Origin of the sequence: Bradyrhizobium sp. USDA 336, assembly GCF_044908355.1 — a bacterium.
Taxonomy (GTDB): domain Bacteria; phylum Pseudomonadota; class Alphaproteobacteria; order Rhizobiales; family Xanthobacteraceae; genus Bradyrhizobium; species Bradyrhizobium yuanmingense.
This window is the reverse complement of the sequence record NZ_JBIYDC010000002.1, coordinates 4198181-4212238: the sequence shown is the minus strand read 5'-3', so window position 1 is coordinate 4212238 and position 14058 is coordinate 4198181. Positions and strand designations below refer to the sequence as shown.

Genomic DNA, 14058 nt, shown 5'->3' with positions numbered 1-14058 from the left:
CGCATAGCGACGAGATCGGTGAGAGATGCGGAAAGCGAGACTGTCGCGGCTGCCTGCTGCGCGTATGAACCAATTCAACAAGTATTGAGTTGGATCAATACCGGCAGGGTCCAGAGTGCATCCATGTCGTGCGCCCCCTGGAGGAGCTTCCAATGTACAAATGGGCTTTGACGATTCTGACCGTGAGTATTGCCCTGACAGCGGGAGATGCCCGGGCCCAAAGATATGACCCCGCTTATCCCGTTTGCTTGAACGTCGTTTCTCGCGGAATGACCCCTTACTACCGCTGCAGCTTCACGACGATGGACCAATGCAGGGCGTCGGCAAACGGCCAGATGTGCGTCCTCAATCCCTACTACGCCGGTCCTCCGGCGAGAGGAAACGCTCGGCGTCAGCATCGCCAGACCTACGTGCCACCGAGGCCGCCGATCCACTACCGGGCTGCACCCTACAATCAGTTCAATGAACCCTATTATGGAGCGTCCCAAGGTTACGCGCCTGGCGAGAAAGAGCGCTTTCTCCAAAGTGTGAGGCAATACATGTGAGGGATGTCGCTCGACTGTGTTGGCGCAGCGCATCCTAGGGCTGGGATCGTCGAGGTCGCGGCCGGCCCGATTGCGGCGGGCGCGCGGGAGCGTGTCGCAAACGCGCAACGCGGCGATCCGATCACGCCGGAGATGACAGGGTAGACAGGTCGTCGAGCCTCCAGATCGCCAACCCGCAGCGGCGATCAGGGAGGAACAACGGCTACGTCTTCTTTTTCGCTTTGGCTTTCTTTGCGGCCTTCTTCGCCGGCTTCCCGTCCTTTGCCTTCTCCGCCTTCACCGTAACAGGCGTGCTGGCGGCCAGGCGCATCGACCGCGCGTAGCTGTCGGCGACGTTGTCGGCGGACATCTGCAGGCGCTTGGCGGCCGCATTGGCCTGCTCCATGGTGGCCTTGGCCATCATCTTGAAGCGCTCGCCGGTCTCCTTGCCCTTGGCCTTGGCCGCAAGGCTGTTGAAGCGATCCCGCCGCTCCTTGGCGCGGGTCATCAGGCCCGCATGCAGCTGTCTGGCCAGTTGCCGGATCACGACATCCAGGTCGGCGTCCGCCATGGTCTCTCATCCCCTTCGAAAACGGTATCGATGCGGGCGGGACTATGCAGATCGGACCCCGGCTTGGCAATTCCCGGCTGTGCGTCATCCGCAGCTTACCGAGCGTGCGAAACAAAAAAGCCGCGCTGTTCGCGCGGCTCTTTGGCTTGGCTTGGCTTGGCGCCGTCCGCTCATTTCAGCGAGGCGACCGGGCCGTTCGAGGCCGCCGGCTCGGGGTCGAAGCCGAACACGCCGACGAGATATTTGTAATAGTCCGGCATCTTCTCCTTGAGCGCCTCGCGCGACTTTGGATCGTGGAATTCGCTCTTGCCGGCCAGGAAGATGCTGGCGGTCACCGCAAAGAATTCCATGGGATTCTTCATCGCATAGGATTCCTTGGGCAAGAGGTCCTTGGACTTGGCGAGGGCGTAGTAGGTGATCACGCCCTTGTTGGCGTAGCCGTCCGGCAGCAGCCGCGCGTGGAAGGCGTGCAGCATCTCGTGCAGCAGCACGGCCTCCTTCTCGTAGCGCATCATGTCCGGCCGCAGCATGATCACGCCGAGGCGCGAATCGACCGCGAGGTCGACGGCATTGGGATTGGTCCAGCGCTGCTTGGCGGGGTCCCAGACCGTCAGGGTCCGGGGCGCGGTGCGCTGCATGTCCGGCGTGACCCGGCCGTAGCAGGCGGTGGCGGCGCCTTCGTCGAGGCAGGCGAGTTCGCTCGCGACGATCGGAACGGTGTGGAAAAAGCGCAGCACGCGCGGGGAGAGGCCGACGCCTTCGACGACGTCGATCTGGCTCTTCAGGTTCTCGGTGAGCTTGTCGACATCCTTGCGGTCGCGGTTCTCGGAGATGTCGAACATGTAGCCGCGGTAGCTCTGGAAGCCCGGCGGCAGCGGCTGCGCCGCGCCGGCATCGAGCGACCCGGCGATGGTTGGACTGGCGAATAGCGCGCCGACAATGGTCGCGGTCAGCAGCAACGCAATGCGCATGGTGAACCCCCTGATGTCACTTCGCCCGGCAGATTAGGCCGCCCTTGTTTGCGAAAAGTGAGTGCGGCGAGACTAAGGCACCGATGTTGAGGCGTGCTTAACCGTTGGTTGCAGATCGCGCGGGCGGATTAGGGTCGGGTTAACCAAGCGTGGATCGGCTGCGCGCTTCGGCGTAACATCCGCCCGGGCTCGAGGCCCTCACATCATAGCCGAAGGGGAGGATGCCATGTATGCCGCCATCCGTCAGGCCAAGGCGAAAAGCGGGAGCGCGGAAGAGCTGACGCGCCGCATCAAGGACGGCGCCGTTCCCATCATCAGCGACGTCGACGGTTTCCGCGCCTATTACGTCGTCTATGGCGGCGACGACACGGTCACCGCGATCTCGATCTTCGACAAGTTCGAGCAGGCGGAGGAAGCCAACAAGCGCGCCATCGCCTGGATCGAGAAGGATCTCGGCCCGCTGCTCGCCGGCGACGCCCGCGCCGTGGCGGGGCCGGTGATCGTGCATACGCTGGCGTAGGTGGGCGGGTCGCTATCGCCACACATTCAACTGTCATCGCCCGCGAAGGCGGGCGATCCAGTACTCCGCGGCAGCAGTGATTGAGCCGATGGGCCGCGGCGTACTGGATGCCCCGCTTTCGCGGGGCATGACAGCGGTGGGTGTAGCGTGCTCCTCCTGCCAAACGCGCAGCCGCTCCCTCACAACTCCCTTGCATTCGAGAACGCAAAGCTCGACACCCTTCTCGTCGTCTCGTCCAGGATCAACGTGCGCGTGATCGGCGGCTCGGCGCGCTGGGCGCAGTTCTCGCGCTCGCAGAGGCGGCAGTTGACGCCGATTGGGGTGCCCTCGGCCTTCTCCAGGTCCAGGCCGGTGGCGTAGGTCAGGCGGGCGGCGTGGCGGATCTCGCAGCCGAGGCCGATGGCAAAGCGCGGCTGCGGCAGCGGATGCGGCGCCACGGGGCGGCGCACCATCTGCGCGATCGAGAAATAGCGCGTGCCGTCGGGCAGCTCGATCACCTGCTTGAGCAGACGATCCGGCGTGTCGAAGGTCGAATGCACGTTCCAGAGCGGACACGTGCCGCCGAATTTCGAGAACGGGAAGGTGCCGGAGGAGAAGCGCTTGGAGACGTTGCCGGCATTGTCGACGCGCAAGAGGAAGAACGGAATGCCGCGCGCATTCGGTCGCTGCAGCGTGGTGAGGCGGTGGCAGACCTGCTCGAAGCCGGAATTGAAGCGCTGTGCCAGCACGTGGATGTCGTAGTTCAGCGCTTCGGCGGCCGCGAGGAACGCCGGGTAGGGCATCATCACGGCGGCCGCGTAGTAATTGCCGAGCGTGATCCGGAACAGCCGCCGCGGCGCATCGTCCAGCGGGCCGGCCCGGCCGATGATGGTCTCCAGCGCCTGCGCGCATTCCGCTAAGCCCAGCTGGAAGGCGAGCTGGAATGCGCGGCCGGGCGGATCGACCAGCTCCGAGATCAGCAGCTGGCGGCGGTGGCGGTCGAATCGGCGGAGCGTCTCACGCATCACGTCGACCGGCATGATGCGGGTCTGGATCGAGTGCTTCTCGCGCAAGCGCGCGATCAGCGCGGCATACAGCCCTTCGGCGGGCTCGTTCAGCTCGTCGCGCAGATTTTCCGCCGCCTGCTCCAGCTCCGGAAAATAGTTGCGATTGGCCTCGATCAGCTCGCGCACGCGCTCGACCGGATTGGCCTCATAGCGCGTGCCGACGTCGCGGTCGGCCATCTGCGCCGCGGCCAGCGTCTCGCCCTGGCGCGCCTCGGTATAGGCCGCGTAGAGCCGCTGCAGCGCATGGGTGACGCCCGGGCAGAGCTCGGCGAGGTCGCGCAGCTCCTGCTTGGGCACGTCGATCTGCCGGAACAGGGGATCGGAGAAGATCTCGTTCAGCTCGGCGAAGAAGCGGTCCTCGTCCGCGGTGGCGAGGTCGCGCAGGTCAAGGTCATAGGTCTCGGCCAGCCGCAGCAGGATCTGCGCCGTGACCGGGCGCTGGTTGCGCTCGATCAGGTTGACGTAGCTGGGCGAGATCCCGAGCCCCTCGGCGATCTGGGTCTGCGACAGCCCCAATTGCTGCCGGATCCGCCGGAAGCGCGGGCCGACGAAGAGTTTCTTGCCGGAATCGGCGGGCATCACCAGCTCCCTTCTTCGCCTCTGCCCGCTTGCGGGGAGAGGCCGACACGCACCGAGCGATGAGAAGCATCGTTCGGGGCGTGGCGGGTGAGGGGGAGCTTCCGCAGGGGAGGTGAGAGTCGGACTCGCGGAGAGAGCCCCTCACCCCGACCCTCTCCCCGTAAGAACGGGGAGAGCGAGAAAGCAGCGGATTCGACGGGCATGTCTCAGATCTCCAGACTCAATCAAGGTCAGAATCGTTGACCTATAATTTTACAATTTTTACAAAGTTACATCTATTACACGTTCAGATGTTACATGACATCACCAATAAAAAACAAGCCATCTGTACGAACTTTTCCTTTTCGCGTTTAGCTCCTGACACGCATCTCGCAATGCATTGTCAAGAATGTCGATGGCCCCTCGCCATCGTCAGCGAAAGGATCAGGCACATGAATTACCAGCCCCGCGGTATCAGCACCCTCCAGGGTCCGTCCTCGTATCAGGACGAGGTCAAGGCGGCTCAGGCGCTCCTCGAGACCCAGCCGACCTGGAACGGCGTGTCGGCCGAGGCCGTCGCGCGCATGCGCCTGCAGAACCGCTTCAAGACCGGCCTCGACATCGCCCGCTACACCGCGGCCGTGATGCGCGCCGACATGGCCGCCTATGACAAGGATCCCACCAAGTACACCCAGTCGCTGGGCTGCTGGCACGGCTTCATCGCCCAGCAGAAGCTGATCTCGGTCAAGAAGCATTTCGGCGGCAAGACCGACCGCACCTACCTTTATCTCTCCGGCTGGATGATCGCGGCGCTGCGCTCCGAATTCGGTCCGCTGCCCGACCAGTCCATGCACGAGAAGACCGCGGTGCCGGCGCTGATCGAGGAGCTCTACACCTTCCTGCGTCAGGCCGATTCGCGCGAGCTCAACGACATCTTCCGTCTGCTCGACAAGGCGCGCAAGGAAGGCGACAAGACCCGTGAGAAGGAGCTGATCGAGAAGATCGACAACTTCCAGACCCATGTCGTCCCCGTCATCGCCGACATCGATGCCGGCTTCGGCAACGCGGAGGCGACCTATCTGCTCGCCAAGAAGATGATCGAGGCGGGCGCCTGCGCGCTGCAGATCGAGAACCAGGTCTCCGACGAGAAGCAGTGCGGCCACCAGGACGGCAAGGTCACGGTGCCGCATGACGTCTTCCTGGCGAAGATCCGCGCCTGCCGCCACGCCTTCCTCGAGCTCGGCGTCGAAGACGGCATCGTCGTGACCCGCACCGACTCGCTCGGCGCCGGCCTGACGCAGCAGATCGCCGTCAGCCACAAGCCCGGCGACATCGGCGACCAGTACAACAGCTTCCTCGATTGCGAGGAAATCACCGCGGAGAACGCCAAGAACGGCGACGTCATCATCAACCGCAACGGCAAGCTGATGCGTCCGAAGCGGTTGCCCTCCAACCTCTACCAGTTCCGCCCCGGCACCGGTGCAGACCGCTGCGTGCTCGATTGCATCACCTCGCTGCAGAACGGCGCCGACCTGCTCTGGATCGAGACCGAGAAGCCGCATATCGAGCAGATCGCCAGCATGGTCGACCGCATCCGCAAGGTGGTGCCGAACGCCAAGCTCGCCTACAACAACTCGCCGTCGTTCAACTGGACCCTCAACTTCCGTTGGCAGGTCTACGACGCGATGAAGGAAGCGGGCCAGGACGTCAGCAAGTACAATCGTGCCGAGCTGATGAAGGCGGAGTACGACGACACGCCGCTGGCAAAGGAAGCCGACGAGCGCATCCGTACCTTCCAGGCGGATTCGGCCAAGCGCGCCGGCATCTTCCACCACCTGATCACGCTGCCGACCTATCACACGGCCGCGCTCTCGACTGACAATCTCGCCCGCGAGTATTTCGGCGAGCAGGGCATGCTGGGCTACGTCAAGAACGTCCAGCGCGCCGAGATCCGTCAGGGCATCGCCTGCGTGAAGCACCAGAACATGGCCGGCTCCGACATCGGCGACGACCACAAGGAGTACTTCGCGGGCGAAGCTGCGCTGAAGGCAGGCGGCGTCCACAACACGATGAACCAGTTCGGCTAACGGCGGATCGGACCGGTCTGGAAGCCAGGTTGGAGTCCAGGCCGGTCACGCACCTCAACAGGAGACTGACAATGACCAAAGGCAGCAATTTCTGGGTGATCGGCGGCGAGTTCGGTTCGATGAACTTCCACAAGCTCGTGGAAGGCTCGGCCCAGGTCAAAGGTCCGTTCAAGACCCGCAAGGAAGCCGAAGAGTGCTGGAAGGAAGTCTCGGAAGAAAGCCGTCACAAGGCCGGCGTCCGCTTCTCGATCGTGGAAGAGCCCTCGCGGGTCTCGGCCTGATCGCCCCGACTTAAGAAGACGTCCAAGGACGGATGGTCCCATCCAGGCCCTGCCTGGGTGGGATCGTCTGTTTTTGGCACAGGTGAAACGGCTGTGGGCGCCGTAAGTCTCTGGAATTGTAGGCCTTTGCGGAGGGTTTGGTTGCTGATAGGTTAATGGGGATAAGTCGAGGACGAGGCCGACAATGTCAGAGCCCGAGACCAGCGGGACCGATCCCGGCCAGCCGCGCCCGGTGCGACTGCGCGATGCGCTGCTGCGCGCGCGGATCGAGGCGGCCGACCGCACCGGCGTCGTGGTCGATTTGCGCGACGCCGAGGTGGCGCGGCTCGAGATCCTCAACGACGCGCTCGATCCCCTGTTCGCCCAGGTGCCCGATCAGATCGACCTGTTCGACCGCGGCATCAGCCAGGGCGATACGCCGCGGCTGTGGATCGACGTCGTCGCCCACATCGTGATGGGGCGCGACAAGCGGATGTACCGCTTCGTCCAGGACACCCGCTTCGGCCGCATCGTGCTCGCCGAATCGCACGACACCGCCGTGATGGTCGAGGCCGTCACCGACTATGTCGCGCGCCGCATGGTCGAGCGCGAGCGTGCGATGGTGGTCCAGCCCGAACCGCAAGCACCGACCGCCGCGCCGCCGCCGCGCCGTTCGCGCGTCTGGCCGTTCGTGTTCGGCTTCGTGCTGGGCGCGGCCGCGCTGTTCGGGCTTGCAGTGCTGGCGGTCTTGCGGAACTGGTGAGGCTCTCTCCGCCGTCATTGCGAGGAGCCCTTGCGACGAAGCAATCCAGACTGCCTCCGCGGAGATTCCTGGATTGCTTCGCTGCGCTCGCAATGACGGCCGGGGACTAGATCAACCGCACATGCTTGATCTGTCCGATCTGAAATCCAGCCCCGAGGCTTCGCACCGTCTGCTCGCAGCGCCAGCCGGCATTGTCCTTCTCGATGGTGAACAGATTATACGCCGCCGCTGGATAACGTCCGTGCGCCAGCGCGGAGGCCGACGGCACGCCGAGCGCGGGAATGTTGCCGTTTGGACCCTCGAACCACATCGTCGAATGAATGTGGTCGTGCCCGTGCAGGACCAGCTCGACGCCGTGGCGCTTCAACAGTCCCAGCAATTCCGGCGCGTCCGTCATCCGCTTCGCCCGCGCGCTGGACTTCAGCGGATGATGCACCAGCAGCACGCGGAAGACGTCTTCCGCGGCGAGCCGCTCGAGCACCTCCGCAAGCGCGGCGAGCTGATCGCGCCCGAGCGTGCCGGTCGCCATCAGCGGCAGGGTCGGCACCGCCGTGGACAGGCTGATCAGGGCCAGCGGCCCGCGCCGGCGCACCGCGGGGAAGGCTGCGCCGCCGGGTGTGTCCGCGGCGATGTAGTGCAGGAACGTCTCGCCGAAGCGATGACGCGTCGCGCTGACATAGGCGTCGTGATTGCCGGGGATCGCGGTCACGCGGTCGGGCGGGCCGACGCTTTCGAGCCAGGCCAGCGCCGGTGCGAACTCCGCCTCCAGCGCCAGGTTGACGAGATCGCCCGTCACTGCGATGTGGTCGGGCGCCTGCGCCTTCATGTCGGCGACGAGCGCGTCGAGCACCTCGCGGCGCTGGTACTTGTGGCGGTTGCGCGTCCAGTTGACATAGCCGAGCGCGCGCTTGCCCGCGAGCTCGATCAGCCGCGGCTTCGGCAAAGGCGCCAGATGCGGATCGGACAGGTGGGCGAGCGTGAAGGGAGCCAGCGTGAAGGGAGTCATGGCGCGCGAATGCCTCGCTATTGCTCCGCTGTAATGGCAAGGTCGCGCGCGCCGCGCAAGCAGGGCCTGAAACGGGGGGCGTCGAGGAGCCTGATGGGAGAACGTCTGAACCGAGCCCGACGGAAAGCCGAGCCGCTGCTGCGGCGGTTCTTCCACGTCTATTTCCTGCTCGTCCGCGGCATGACGCTCGGCGTCCGCGCCGTGGTGCTGGATGCCGACAATCGCGTCTTCCTGGTCAGGCATAGCTACGTCAGCGGCTGGTATTTGCCTGGCGGCGGCGTCGACTTCGGCGAGACCATGGAAGAGGCGTTGCGACGCGAGCTCAAGGAGGAGGGCGACATCGATCTGACCGGCGAGGCGATCCTGCACGGCGTCTTCCTCAACAGCCACGTCTCCCGCCGCGACCACGTCGCGGTCTACGTGGTCAGGCAGTTCAGGCAGGACCGCGTCCCTGAGCCCAACCGCGAGATCGTCGAATGCGGGTTCTTCGACAATGCCGCATTGCCCGAGGGCACCACGCCCGGCACGCGGCTGCGGATCGCCGAAGTGCTCGATGGCAGGCCCGTGATTGCGACGTGGCGCTGAGGGCGGCTTGTGCTAGTAACCCGCTCGACGCGCACGGTAGGCCACGCCGCTCGGGCGCGAGCCGACAAGCCTCGGAGTGCTGCCCTGATGACCACAACGCAACTTCGTATCGCGGTGCTGGTGCCCTGCTACAACGAGGAGGCCGCGGTCGCGACCGTCGTTGCCGATTTCCGCAAGGCGCTGCCCGCGGCGGAGATCTACGTCTACGACAACAATTCGCGCGACCGGACCGCCGCGGCCGCGCGCGAAGCCGGCGCGATCGTGCGCAGCGAGCGGCGGCAGGGCAAAGGTCACGTCGTACGCCGCATGTTCGCGGACGTCGAGGCCGACGTCTATGTGCTGGTCGACGGTGATGCCACCTACGATGCGCCGAGCGCACCGATGATGATCGACAAGCTGCTCGACGAGCATCTCGACATGGTGGTCGGGCTTCGCGTCGATCAGGTCCAGGCCGCCTACCGGCTCGGCCACCGCACCGGCAATCGCATGCTGACCGGCTTCCTGTCCGATACCTTCGGTCACGCTTTCAAGGACATCCTGTCCGGCTACCGGGTGTTCTCGCGCCGCTTCGTCAAGTCCTTTCCCGTCCTCTCCGACGGTTTCGAGATCGAGACCGAGCTTGCGGTCTATGCGCTGGAATTGTCGCTGCCGGTCGCCGAGGTCGAGACGCCCTACTATGCGCGCCCCGAAGGCTCGTTCTCCAAGCTCAACACCTGGCGCGACGGCTTTCGCATCCTCGGCACCATGCTGAAGCTCTATCGCAGCGAGCGGCCGTTGCGCTTCTTCACGGTGATCGGAATCCTGCTGGCGCTGGCGTCGATCATCTTCGCGATTCCGATCGTGATCACCTTCATCGAAACCGGCCTCGTGCCGCGCCTGCCCACCGCGGTGCTGTCGATGGGCCTGATGATCATGGCCCTGCTGTCGGTGTCATCAGGGCTCGTGCTCGATACGGTGACGCGAGGGCGGCGGGAGATGAAGATGCTGGCCTATCTGTCCCAGCCGGCGTCGAAACGGGACGCAGGTTGAGCCAGGCCTGCAGTTCGCCCGCCGGGAGGTGAAACGGGGCACCGCCGCCGCCCATGGACCTTCGCAGGCGCAAGTGCTACTCCGCGAATTGACATGAACGATCTCTCACTGACCATTCTTCCCGAAGCCGCCGGCGACGCTCAGGCGATCGAGCGGCTGCACGAACGCACCTTCGGCCCCGGCCGCTTCGTGCTGAGCGCCTACCGGATCCGCGAGCACGTCGACCATCTGCTCGAACTGTCCTTCACGGCCCGTATCGGCACGCTCCTGGTCGGCTCCGTCAGGCAATTGCCGATCCTGATCGGCGAAACGCCCGCGCTGCTGCTCGGGCCGCTCACCGTCGAGCCGCCGTTCCGCGACCGCGGCATCGGCCGTCAGTTGATGGAGCGCGCGCTGAAGGACGCCAGGGAAAAAGGCCACCGCCTCGTGCTGCTGGTCGGCGACGAGCCCTATTACGGCCGCGTCGGCTTCAAGCAGGTGCCGAAGGGCCGCGTCACCATGCCGGGTCCCGTCGATGCCGCGCGCATCCTGGTGTTCGAGCTCGTCGACGGCGCCTTCGAGGGCGTGTCGGGCGCGGTCGGCCCCGACTGGAGCAAGGCGCGGACATAGGAGCGGCGCGCGTCGTTGGAAACGCCGTAGCCCGGATGGAGCGCAGCGCAATCCGGGAAGGTCCTGCCGCAACGAGAGAACCCCGGATTACGCTACGCTCCATCCGGGCTACGACACTGCTCGTAGCTCATCCGGCTAAGAGACCGTCGAGAAGACGCGCGGCTGCGCGCGTCATACTCCGTCATTGCGAGCGCAGCGAAGCAATCCAGAATCTTTCCGCGGAGGCGGTCTGGATTGCTTCGTCGCAAGAGCTCCTCGCAATGACGGCGTGTGTCGTTACCTAGAACTTGAAGTTCGCGAACGCCCTGACGCCGATGCCGGGCAACAGCACCTGGTCCTTGTTGAAGGAGACGGCGTTGCGGATGTTTTCGTTCAGCAGGTTGTTGCCGACTAGCCCAACATGCATCTCGCGCGCGCCGAACCAACGTTGATCGAGCTGCGTTTTGTAGCTGACCTCGGCCCTTAGCAGGTTGTAGCCGGGCGTCGGCGTCTCCGCGATCGGTGCGATGTCGTTTTGCGCGAACGCGTGCAGCAGGTTGATCCGCGCAAACCAGTTGGCGTCGCGATAGTACACACCACCGCCCAGCCGCTGGGGCGGAATGCGTGGCACGTTGGTGCCGTCATCGAAGGTCGCACGCACGATGTCGTATTGACCTTCGATGCCCCAGATCCCGTTCCAGACCGGCATCACGTCGTACTGGAACTGGAATTCGCCGCCACGAAATGTCGCGTCGCGCTGCGAATAGACCGCCTGATTCAGTTCGAGGCCGGCGCCAAGCTGGCAAACGCCGTCCTCACACGTGTTGCCGGTCAGGCGCCGGTAGATAAAGCCGTTGAACTTGGTGTAGTAGCCGGTGATTTCGAAGCGAAGCGGCCCGACCGCCCGTCGCAGTCCCGCCTCGACCGACTTGGCGGTCTCGATGCCGAGATTGGGATTGCCGATGTCGAAAGTGGTGGTGGCATCGTGGCCGCCGCGCGAGAACAATTCCGCCGGTTTCGGCGCGCGTTCGACATATTGGCCGGTGATGCTGGCGACCAGATCCCAGGGAAGGCTGTGGATCAGGCCGATGCTCCCGCTCACCGGCGTGAAGTTGCGGTTGACCGCTGTTGCGGGGCCGATCGCGGCCGGATCGACGGCGAGGTCGAACACATCGGGGACGAAGGCTGGCGCCGTGCCGCTCAACCTTGCGCTCTCGACGCGCCCGGCGATCTGAGCCTTGGTGGCTTCGCTGAACTTGAACTCGTTGAAGATGTACCCGGCGACCTTTGTGTTCTTGTTCGGATCGAACAGTCCGTTGATCGGACTGCCTGGATCGTCCGGACTCGGCGCAGTCAGCTTCTGGTGCGACGCCTGAACACCCACAGCGGTGGTCAGCGCGGCAAAGCGGACGTCGAATGGCGCAAGCTGCACCTCGACGCGGCCTTCCTGTTCCTTGTTGGTGAAGGTCTGTCTCACGCCGAGGGAGCCGAGGTCGGCAGAGTCGGCGAGCCCGACCTCATCGTGCTTATAGTCGGTGGCGCTGGCCCAGAACCGGATCGCATCGATCGCCGCCGCGTCCGGCCGATACTCGCCTTTTGTCGTGAATTTTGTTTGTCGTCCGTCGATCCGCGTCAGGAACTCGCTGCCCTCGATACCGGGAATGTGATAGAGCGCGTTGTGCTGCGTGATTGCCGCGCCGACGTAGCCGCCGTCGAAGATGTAGGAGCCGCCGACAGATCCGCCGTAGGCCTGCGATGCCGAATTCGGCTGACGGCCGTTGAACGGCAGCGTCGGGTCGGTCAAGAACGGGTAGCTCGGGATGTTGTAGTCGCCGGCCTTGCGGCCAAAGGCATCGGCGTGGAAGGCAAAGTTGCCGCCGCCGGCGTCGAGCAGCACGGCACCTTCGGTCCCGCGATCGACCGACGTCACGGCCGTCCGTGTTTCCGCGGTGATGCAGCCCGGCGATCCCACGTTTGCCAGCGGCGCCTTGGTCGGGAGTCCGTAAGTCGGGAAGGGCGCCGTGCAGGACGGCAAAGCATCCGGAATTCGATTGTTGGTTGCGCTGACCACGCCGCCGATCGCGGTGGAGCCGTAGCGCAGCGTCGCCGGTCCGCGGATGACCTCGACCTGGTTGGCTGCCAGCGGATCGATCGGCACGAAGTGATCCTCGCCGAGGTCGGACGCGCCGTTGCTGCCCGTTCCGTTCTCGACAATGCCGACACGGTTGGTGTCGAGGCCGCGAATGATCGGGCGGCTCGATGCACCGGGTGCGTATTCAGAGCCGGTGATGCCGGGCTTCGAGAACAGGAGATCGCCGAGCGTGCCGCCGCCGTTGCGCCGAATCTCCTCGTTCGGCACGACCGTGACGGTCGCGAACTGATCGGTCACAACAGGCAGCACGCCTTGCTGAGGCGCGGCAGGCACCGGGGCTGCCGGCGCCGCTTCCGCCGTCTGCTCACGGCTGCGCGCCCGCGCGGACCGCGTGCCGCGGCCCGCGTTGCGCGACGGCACCACTGCTCGACGCACGATGGGGCTCGGCGCGGTCACGGTGACGGCGGGAAGCTCGGTCGACGATCTGTCTTGTGCCGAGTCCTGGGCGAACGCGGATGTAGCGGCGGCGCCGAGCAGGAGCAGGCTTGCTCCGCCAAGGCGCTGCGCGCGTCGCAATTGAAATGACATGGTCCTGATTCCACTCAGGCGCCGTCCGGATGATGCTCTGCTGACCGGAGGCGGCCTGCCGTCGCGACGCGACGGAATTCGACTTCAACTTCTCCCAGATACTTGCCGATGGGCGGCGAGGCTGGGCGTGATCAAGCGTTGGAGTCAGGACGCAGGAGGGGCGCGCGGCTGGAACGCCGTGCCGGCCGATGTCAGATGAGCGAACTCGGCGTCGAGGCTGCGCCGGAGCAGCTCGATCGCCTGCGGGAGCAGCAGCACGGGCGGCGTCGCCGACACGATCGTGCCCGCCATCGCAATGATGGCGCAGATGGCGCAACCCTCGTCGCGCGAATGCTCGCGGTCGGGACTTGAGGGCGATTGCTTCTCGACGGCGGCGCTGTCGGTGGTTGCAACGTCCTTGGCGCCGCCTTCTGTGTGCTGGGCCGAGGATTGAGCAAGCGGCGCAGCCTGCGCGAACCAATGGCTGTGGCCGAACGTCAGCGCGAGCTGCACCAGCATCGCGAACAATGCGAGCCGGGCGCCGTGCCTGATCTTCGACCGGAACCACTTCATCTGGAAAACGCCACCCCCACACCGAGGCGTCAATCCCAGGACGCCGCGATGTTATAGTATAACATCGCCCGACGGTCCGTGCATGTCAACGGCAGGGCGAGCTGCCTGTGCACGCAGCCGCCCGATGTGTCCTTCGGGCAACGGGCGTGGGATGAATGGTGCTCGCCAAGCATTCGAAACACCTCCCCCGAAGGGAGAGGTCGGATCGCATCGGAGATGCGAGCCGGGTGAGGGCTTACGGTCTCACGATGCGCTGCGGCACCTCACCCGGATTGCTATGGCGCGCAATGCGCGCCGTAGCAATCTGACCTCTCCCCG

14 protein-coding genes are annotated in these 14058 nt (G+C 65.0%); 8 read left to right on the top strand and 6 right to left on the bottom strand.

Annotated features, from left to right (window positions below; genetic code table 11):
* The first annotated feature begins 152 nt into the window (after positions 1–152).
* On the top strand, positions 153–545 hold the full coding sequence (locus ABIA45_RS20625; protein WP_343212577.1) for a DUF3551 domain-containing protein: 393 nt from the start codon (positions 153–155) through the stop codon (positions 543–545).
* Between the two features lie 202 nt (positions 546–747).
* Here ABIA45_RS20625 and ABIA45_RS20620 read toward each other — a convergent pair whose 3' ends face one another.
* Entirely contained in the window at positions 748–1095 is a 348-nt protein-coding gene (locus tag ABIA45_RS20620) for a hypothetical protein (protein ID WP_157286403.1), read from the bottom strand.
* A 170-nt stretch (positions 1096–1265) separates the two neighbouring features.
* A complete protein-coding gene (locus tag ABIA45_RS20615) occupies positions 1266–2066 on the bottom strand; it encodes a hypothetical protein (protein ID WP_404653409.1) in 801 nt (266 codons plus the stop codon).
* Between the two features lie 226 nt (positions 2067–2292).
* Between ABIA45_RS20615 and ABIA45_RS20610 the strand changes: the two genes are divergently transcribed.
* The gene (locus tag ABIA45_RS20610; RefSeq protein ID WP_036013813.1) at positions 2293–2586 is read left to right on the top strand and encodes a hypothetical protein; all 294 of its coding nucleotides are present in this window, start codon (positions 2293–2295) and stop codon (positions 2584–2586) included.
* Positions 2587–2765: 179 nt separating this feature from the next.
* Here ABIA45_RS20610 and ABIA45_RS20605 read toward each other — a convergent pair whose 3' ends face one another.
* A complete protein-coding gene (locus ABIA45_RS20605) occupies positions 2766–4211 on the bottom strand; it encodes a short-chain fatty acyl-CoA regulator family protein (protein ID WP_271538366.1) in 1446 nt (481 codons plus the stop codon).
* A gap of 431 nt (positions 4212–4642) precedes the next feature.
* Between ABIA45_RS20605 and ABIA45_RS20600 the strand changes: the two genes are divergently transcribed.
* The 3 genes from ABIA45_RS20600 (at position 4643) to ABIA45_RS20590 (ending at position 7300) form a co-directional block, all read left to right on the top strand.
* Complete coding sequence (locus ABIA45_RS20600; protein WP_036013803.1) at positions 4643–6277, top strand: isocitrate lyase; 1635 nt, start codon at positions 4643–4645, stop codon at positions 6275–6277.
* 71 nt (positions 6278–6348) lie between these two features.
* The gene (locus ABIA45_RS20595; RefSeq protein ID WP_036013800.1) at positions 6349–6558 is read left to right on the top strand and encodes a hypothetical protein; all 210 of its coding nucleotides are present in this window, start codon (positions 6349–6351) and stop codon (positions 6556–6558) included.
* A gap of 184 nt (positions 6559–6742) precedes the next feature.
* Entirely contained in the window at positions 6743–7300 is a 558-nt protein-coding gene (locus ABIA45_RS20590) for a hypothetical protein (RefSeq protein ID WP_404653406.1), read from the top strand.
* A gap of 106 nt (positions 7301–7406) precedes the next feature.
* Here ABIA45_RS20590 and ABIA45_RS20585 read toward each other — a convergent pair whose 3' ends face one another.
* Positions 7407–8291, bottom strand: a complete 885-nt coding sequence (locus ABIA45_RS20585; RefSeq protein WP_157286436.1) for a metallophosphoesterase — start codon at positions 8289–8291, stop codon at positions 7407–7409.
* Between the two features lie 108 nt (positions 8292–8399).
* Between ABIA45_RS20585 and ABIA45_RS20580 the strand changes: the two genes are divergently transcribed.
* The 3 genes from ABIA45_RS20580 (at position 8400) to ABIA45_RS20570 (ending at position 10529) form a co-directional block, all read left to right on the top strand.
* Positions 8400–8891: an NUDIX domain-containing protein gene (locus ABIA45_RS20580; protein ID WP_036037090.1), complete on the top strand. Its 492-nt coding sequence runs from the start codon at positions 8400–8402 to the stop codon at positions 8889–8891.
* Between the two features lie 87 nt (positions 8892–8978).
* Positions 8979–9920 (top strand): glycosyltransferase family 2 protein, encoded by a 942-nt coding sequence (locus tag ABIA45_RS20575; protein ID WP_404653404.1) that lies wholly within the window; start codon positions 8979–8981, stop codon positions 9918–9920.
* A 93-nt stretch (positions 9921–10013) separates the two neighbouring features.
* Entirely contained in the window at positions 10014–10529 is a 516-nt protein-coding gene (locus ABIA45_RS20570) for a GNAT family N-acetyltransferase (RefSeq protein ID WP_157286398.1), read from the top strand.
* A gap of 280 nt (positions 10530–10809) precedes the next feature.
* Here the strand turns inward: ABIA45_RS20570 and ABIA45_RS20565 are convergent, their stop codons facing one another.
* Positions 10810–13188 carry a TonB-dependent receptor gene (locus ABIA45_RS20565; protein ID WP_404653402.1) on the bottom strand — a complete coding sequence of 793 codons (2379 nt, stop codon included), beginning with the start codon at positions 13186–13188 and terminating at the stop codon, positions 10810–10812.
* Positions 13189–13332: 144 nt separating this feature from the next.
* Positions 13333–13740 carry a DUF2946 domain-containing protein gene (locus ABIA45_RS20560; RefSeq protein WP_275497535.1) on the bottom strand — a complete coding sequence of 136 codons (408 nt, stop codon included), beginning with the start codon at positions 13738–13740 and terminating at the stop codon, positions 13333–13335.
* Between the last annotated feature and the right edge of the window lie 318 nt (positions 13741–14058).

Bases quoted from the DNA above. Each gene is read 5' to 3' on its own strand.
- ABIA45_RS20625 (WP_343212577.1), top strand. From the start codon at position 153: ATGTACAAATGGGCTTTGACGATTCTGACCGTGAGTATTGCCCTGACA.
- ABIA45_RS20620 (WP_157286403.1), bottom strand. From the start codon at position 1,095: ATGGCGGACGCCGACCTGGATGTCGTGATCCGGCAACTGGCCAGACAG.
- ABIA45_RS20615 (WP_404653409.1), bottom strand. From the start codon at position 2,066: ATGCGCATTGCGTTGCTGCTGACCGCGACCATTGTCGGCGCGCTATTC.
- ABIA45_RS20610 (WP_036013813.1), top strand. From the start codon at position 2,293: ATGTATGCCGCCATCCGTCAGGCCAAGGCGAAAAGCGGGAGCGCGGAA.
- ABIA45_RS20605 (WP_271538366.1), bottom strand. From the start codon at position 4,211: ATGCCCGCCGATTCCGGCAAGAAACTCTTCGTCGGCCCGCGCTTCCGG.
- ABIA45_RS20600 (WP_036013803.1), top strand. From the start codon at position 4,643: ATGAATTACCAGCCCCGCGGTATCAGCACCCTCCAGGGTCCGTCCTCG.
- ABIA45_RS20595 (WP_036013800.1), top strand. From the start codon at position 6,349: ATGACCAAAGGCAGCAATTTCTGGGTGATCGGCGGCGAGTTCGGTTCG.
- ABIA45_RS20590 (WP_404653406.1), top strand. From the start codon at position 6,743: ATGTCAGAGCCCGAGACCAGCGGGACCGATCCCGGCCAGCCGCGCCCG.
- ABIA45_RS20580 (WP_036037090.1), top strand. From the start codon at position 8,400: ATGGGAGAACGTCTGAACCGAGCCCGACGGAAAGCCGAGCCGCTGCTG.
- ABIA45_RS20575 (WP_404653404.1), top strand. From the start codon at position 8,979: ATGACCACAACGCAACTTCGTATCGCGGTGCTGGTGCCCTGCTACAAC.
- ABIA45_RS20570 (WP_157286398.1), top strand. From the start codon at position 10,014: ATGAACGATCTCTCACTGACCATTCTTCCCGAAGCCGCCGGCGACGCT.
- ABIA45_RS20565 (WP_404653402.1), bottom strand. From the start codon at position 13,188: ATGTCATTTCAATTGCGACGCGCGCAGCGCCTTGGCGGAGCAAGCCTG.
- ABIA45_RS20560 (WP_275497535.1), bottom strand. From the start codon at position 13,740: ATGAAGTGGTTCCGGTCGAAGATCAGGCACGGCGCCCGGCTCGCATTG.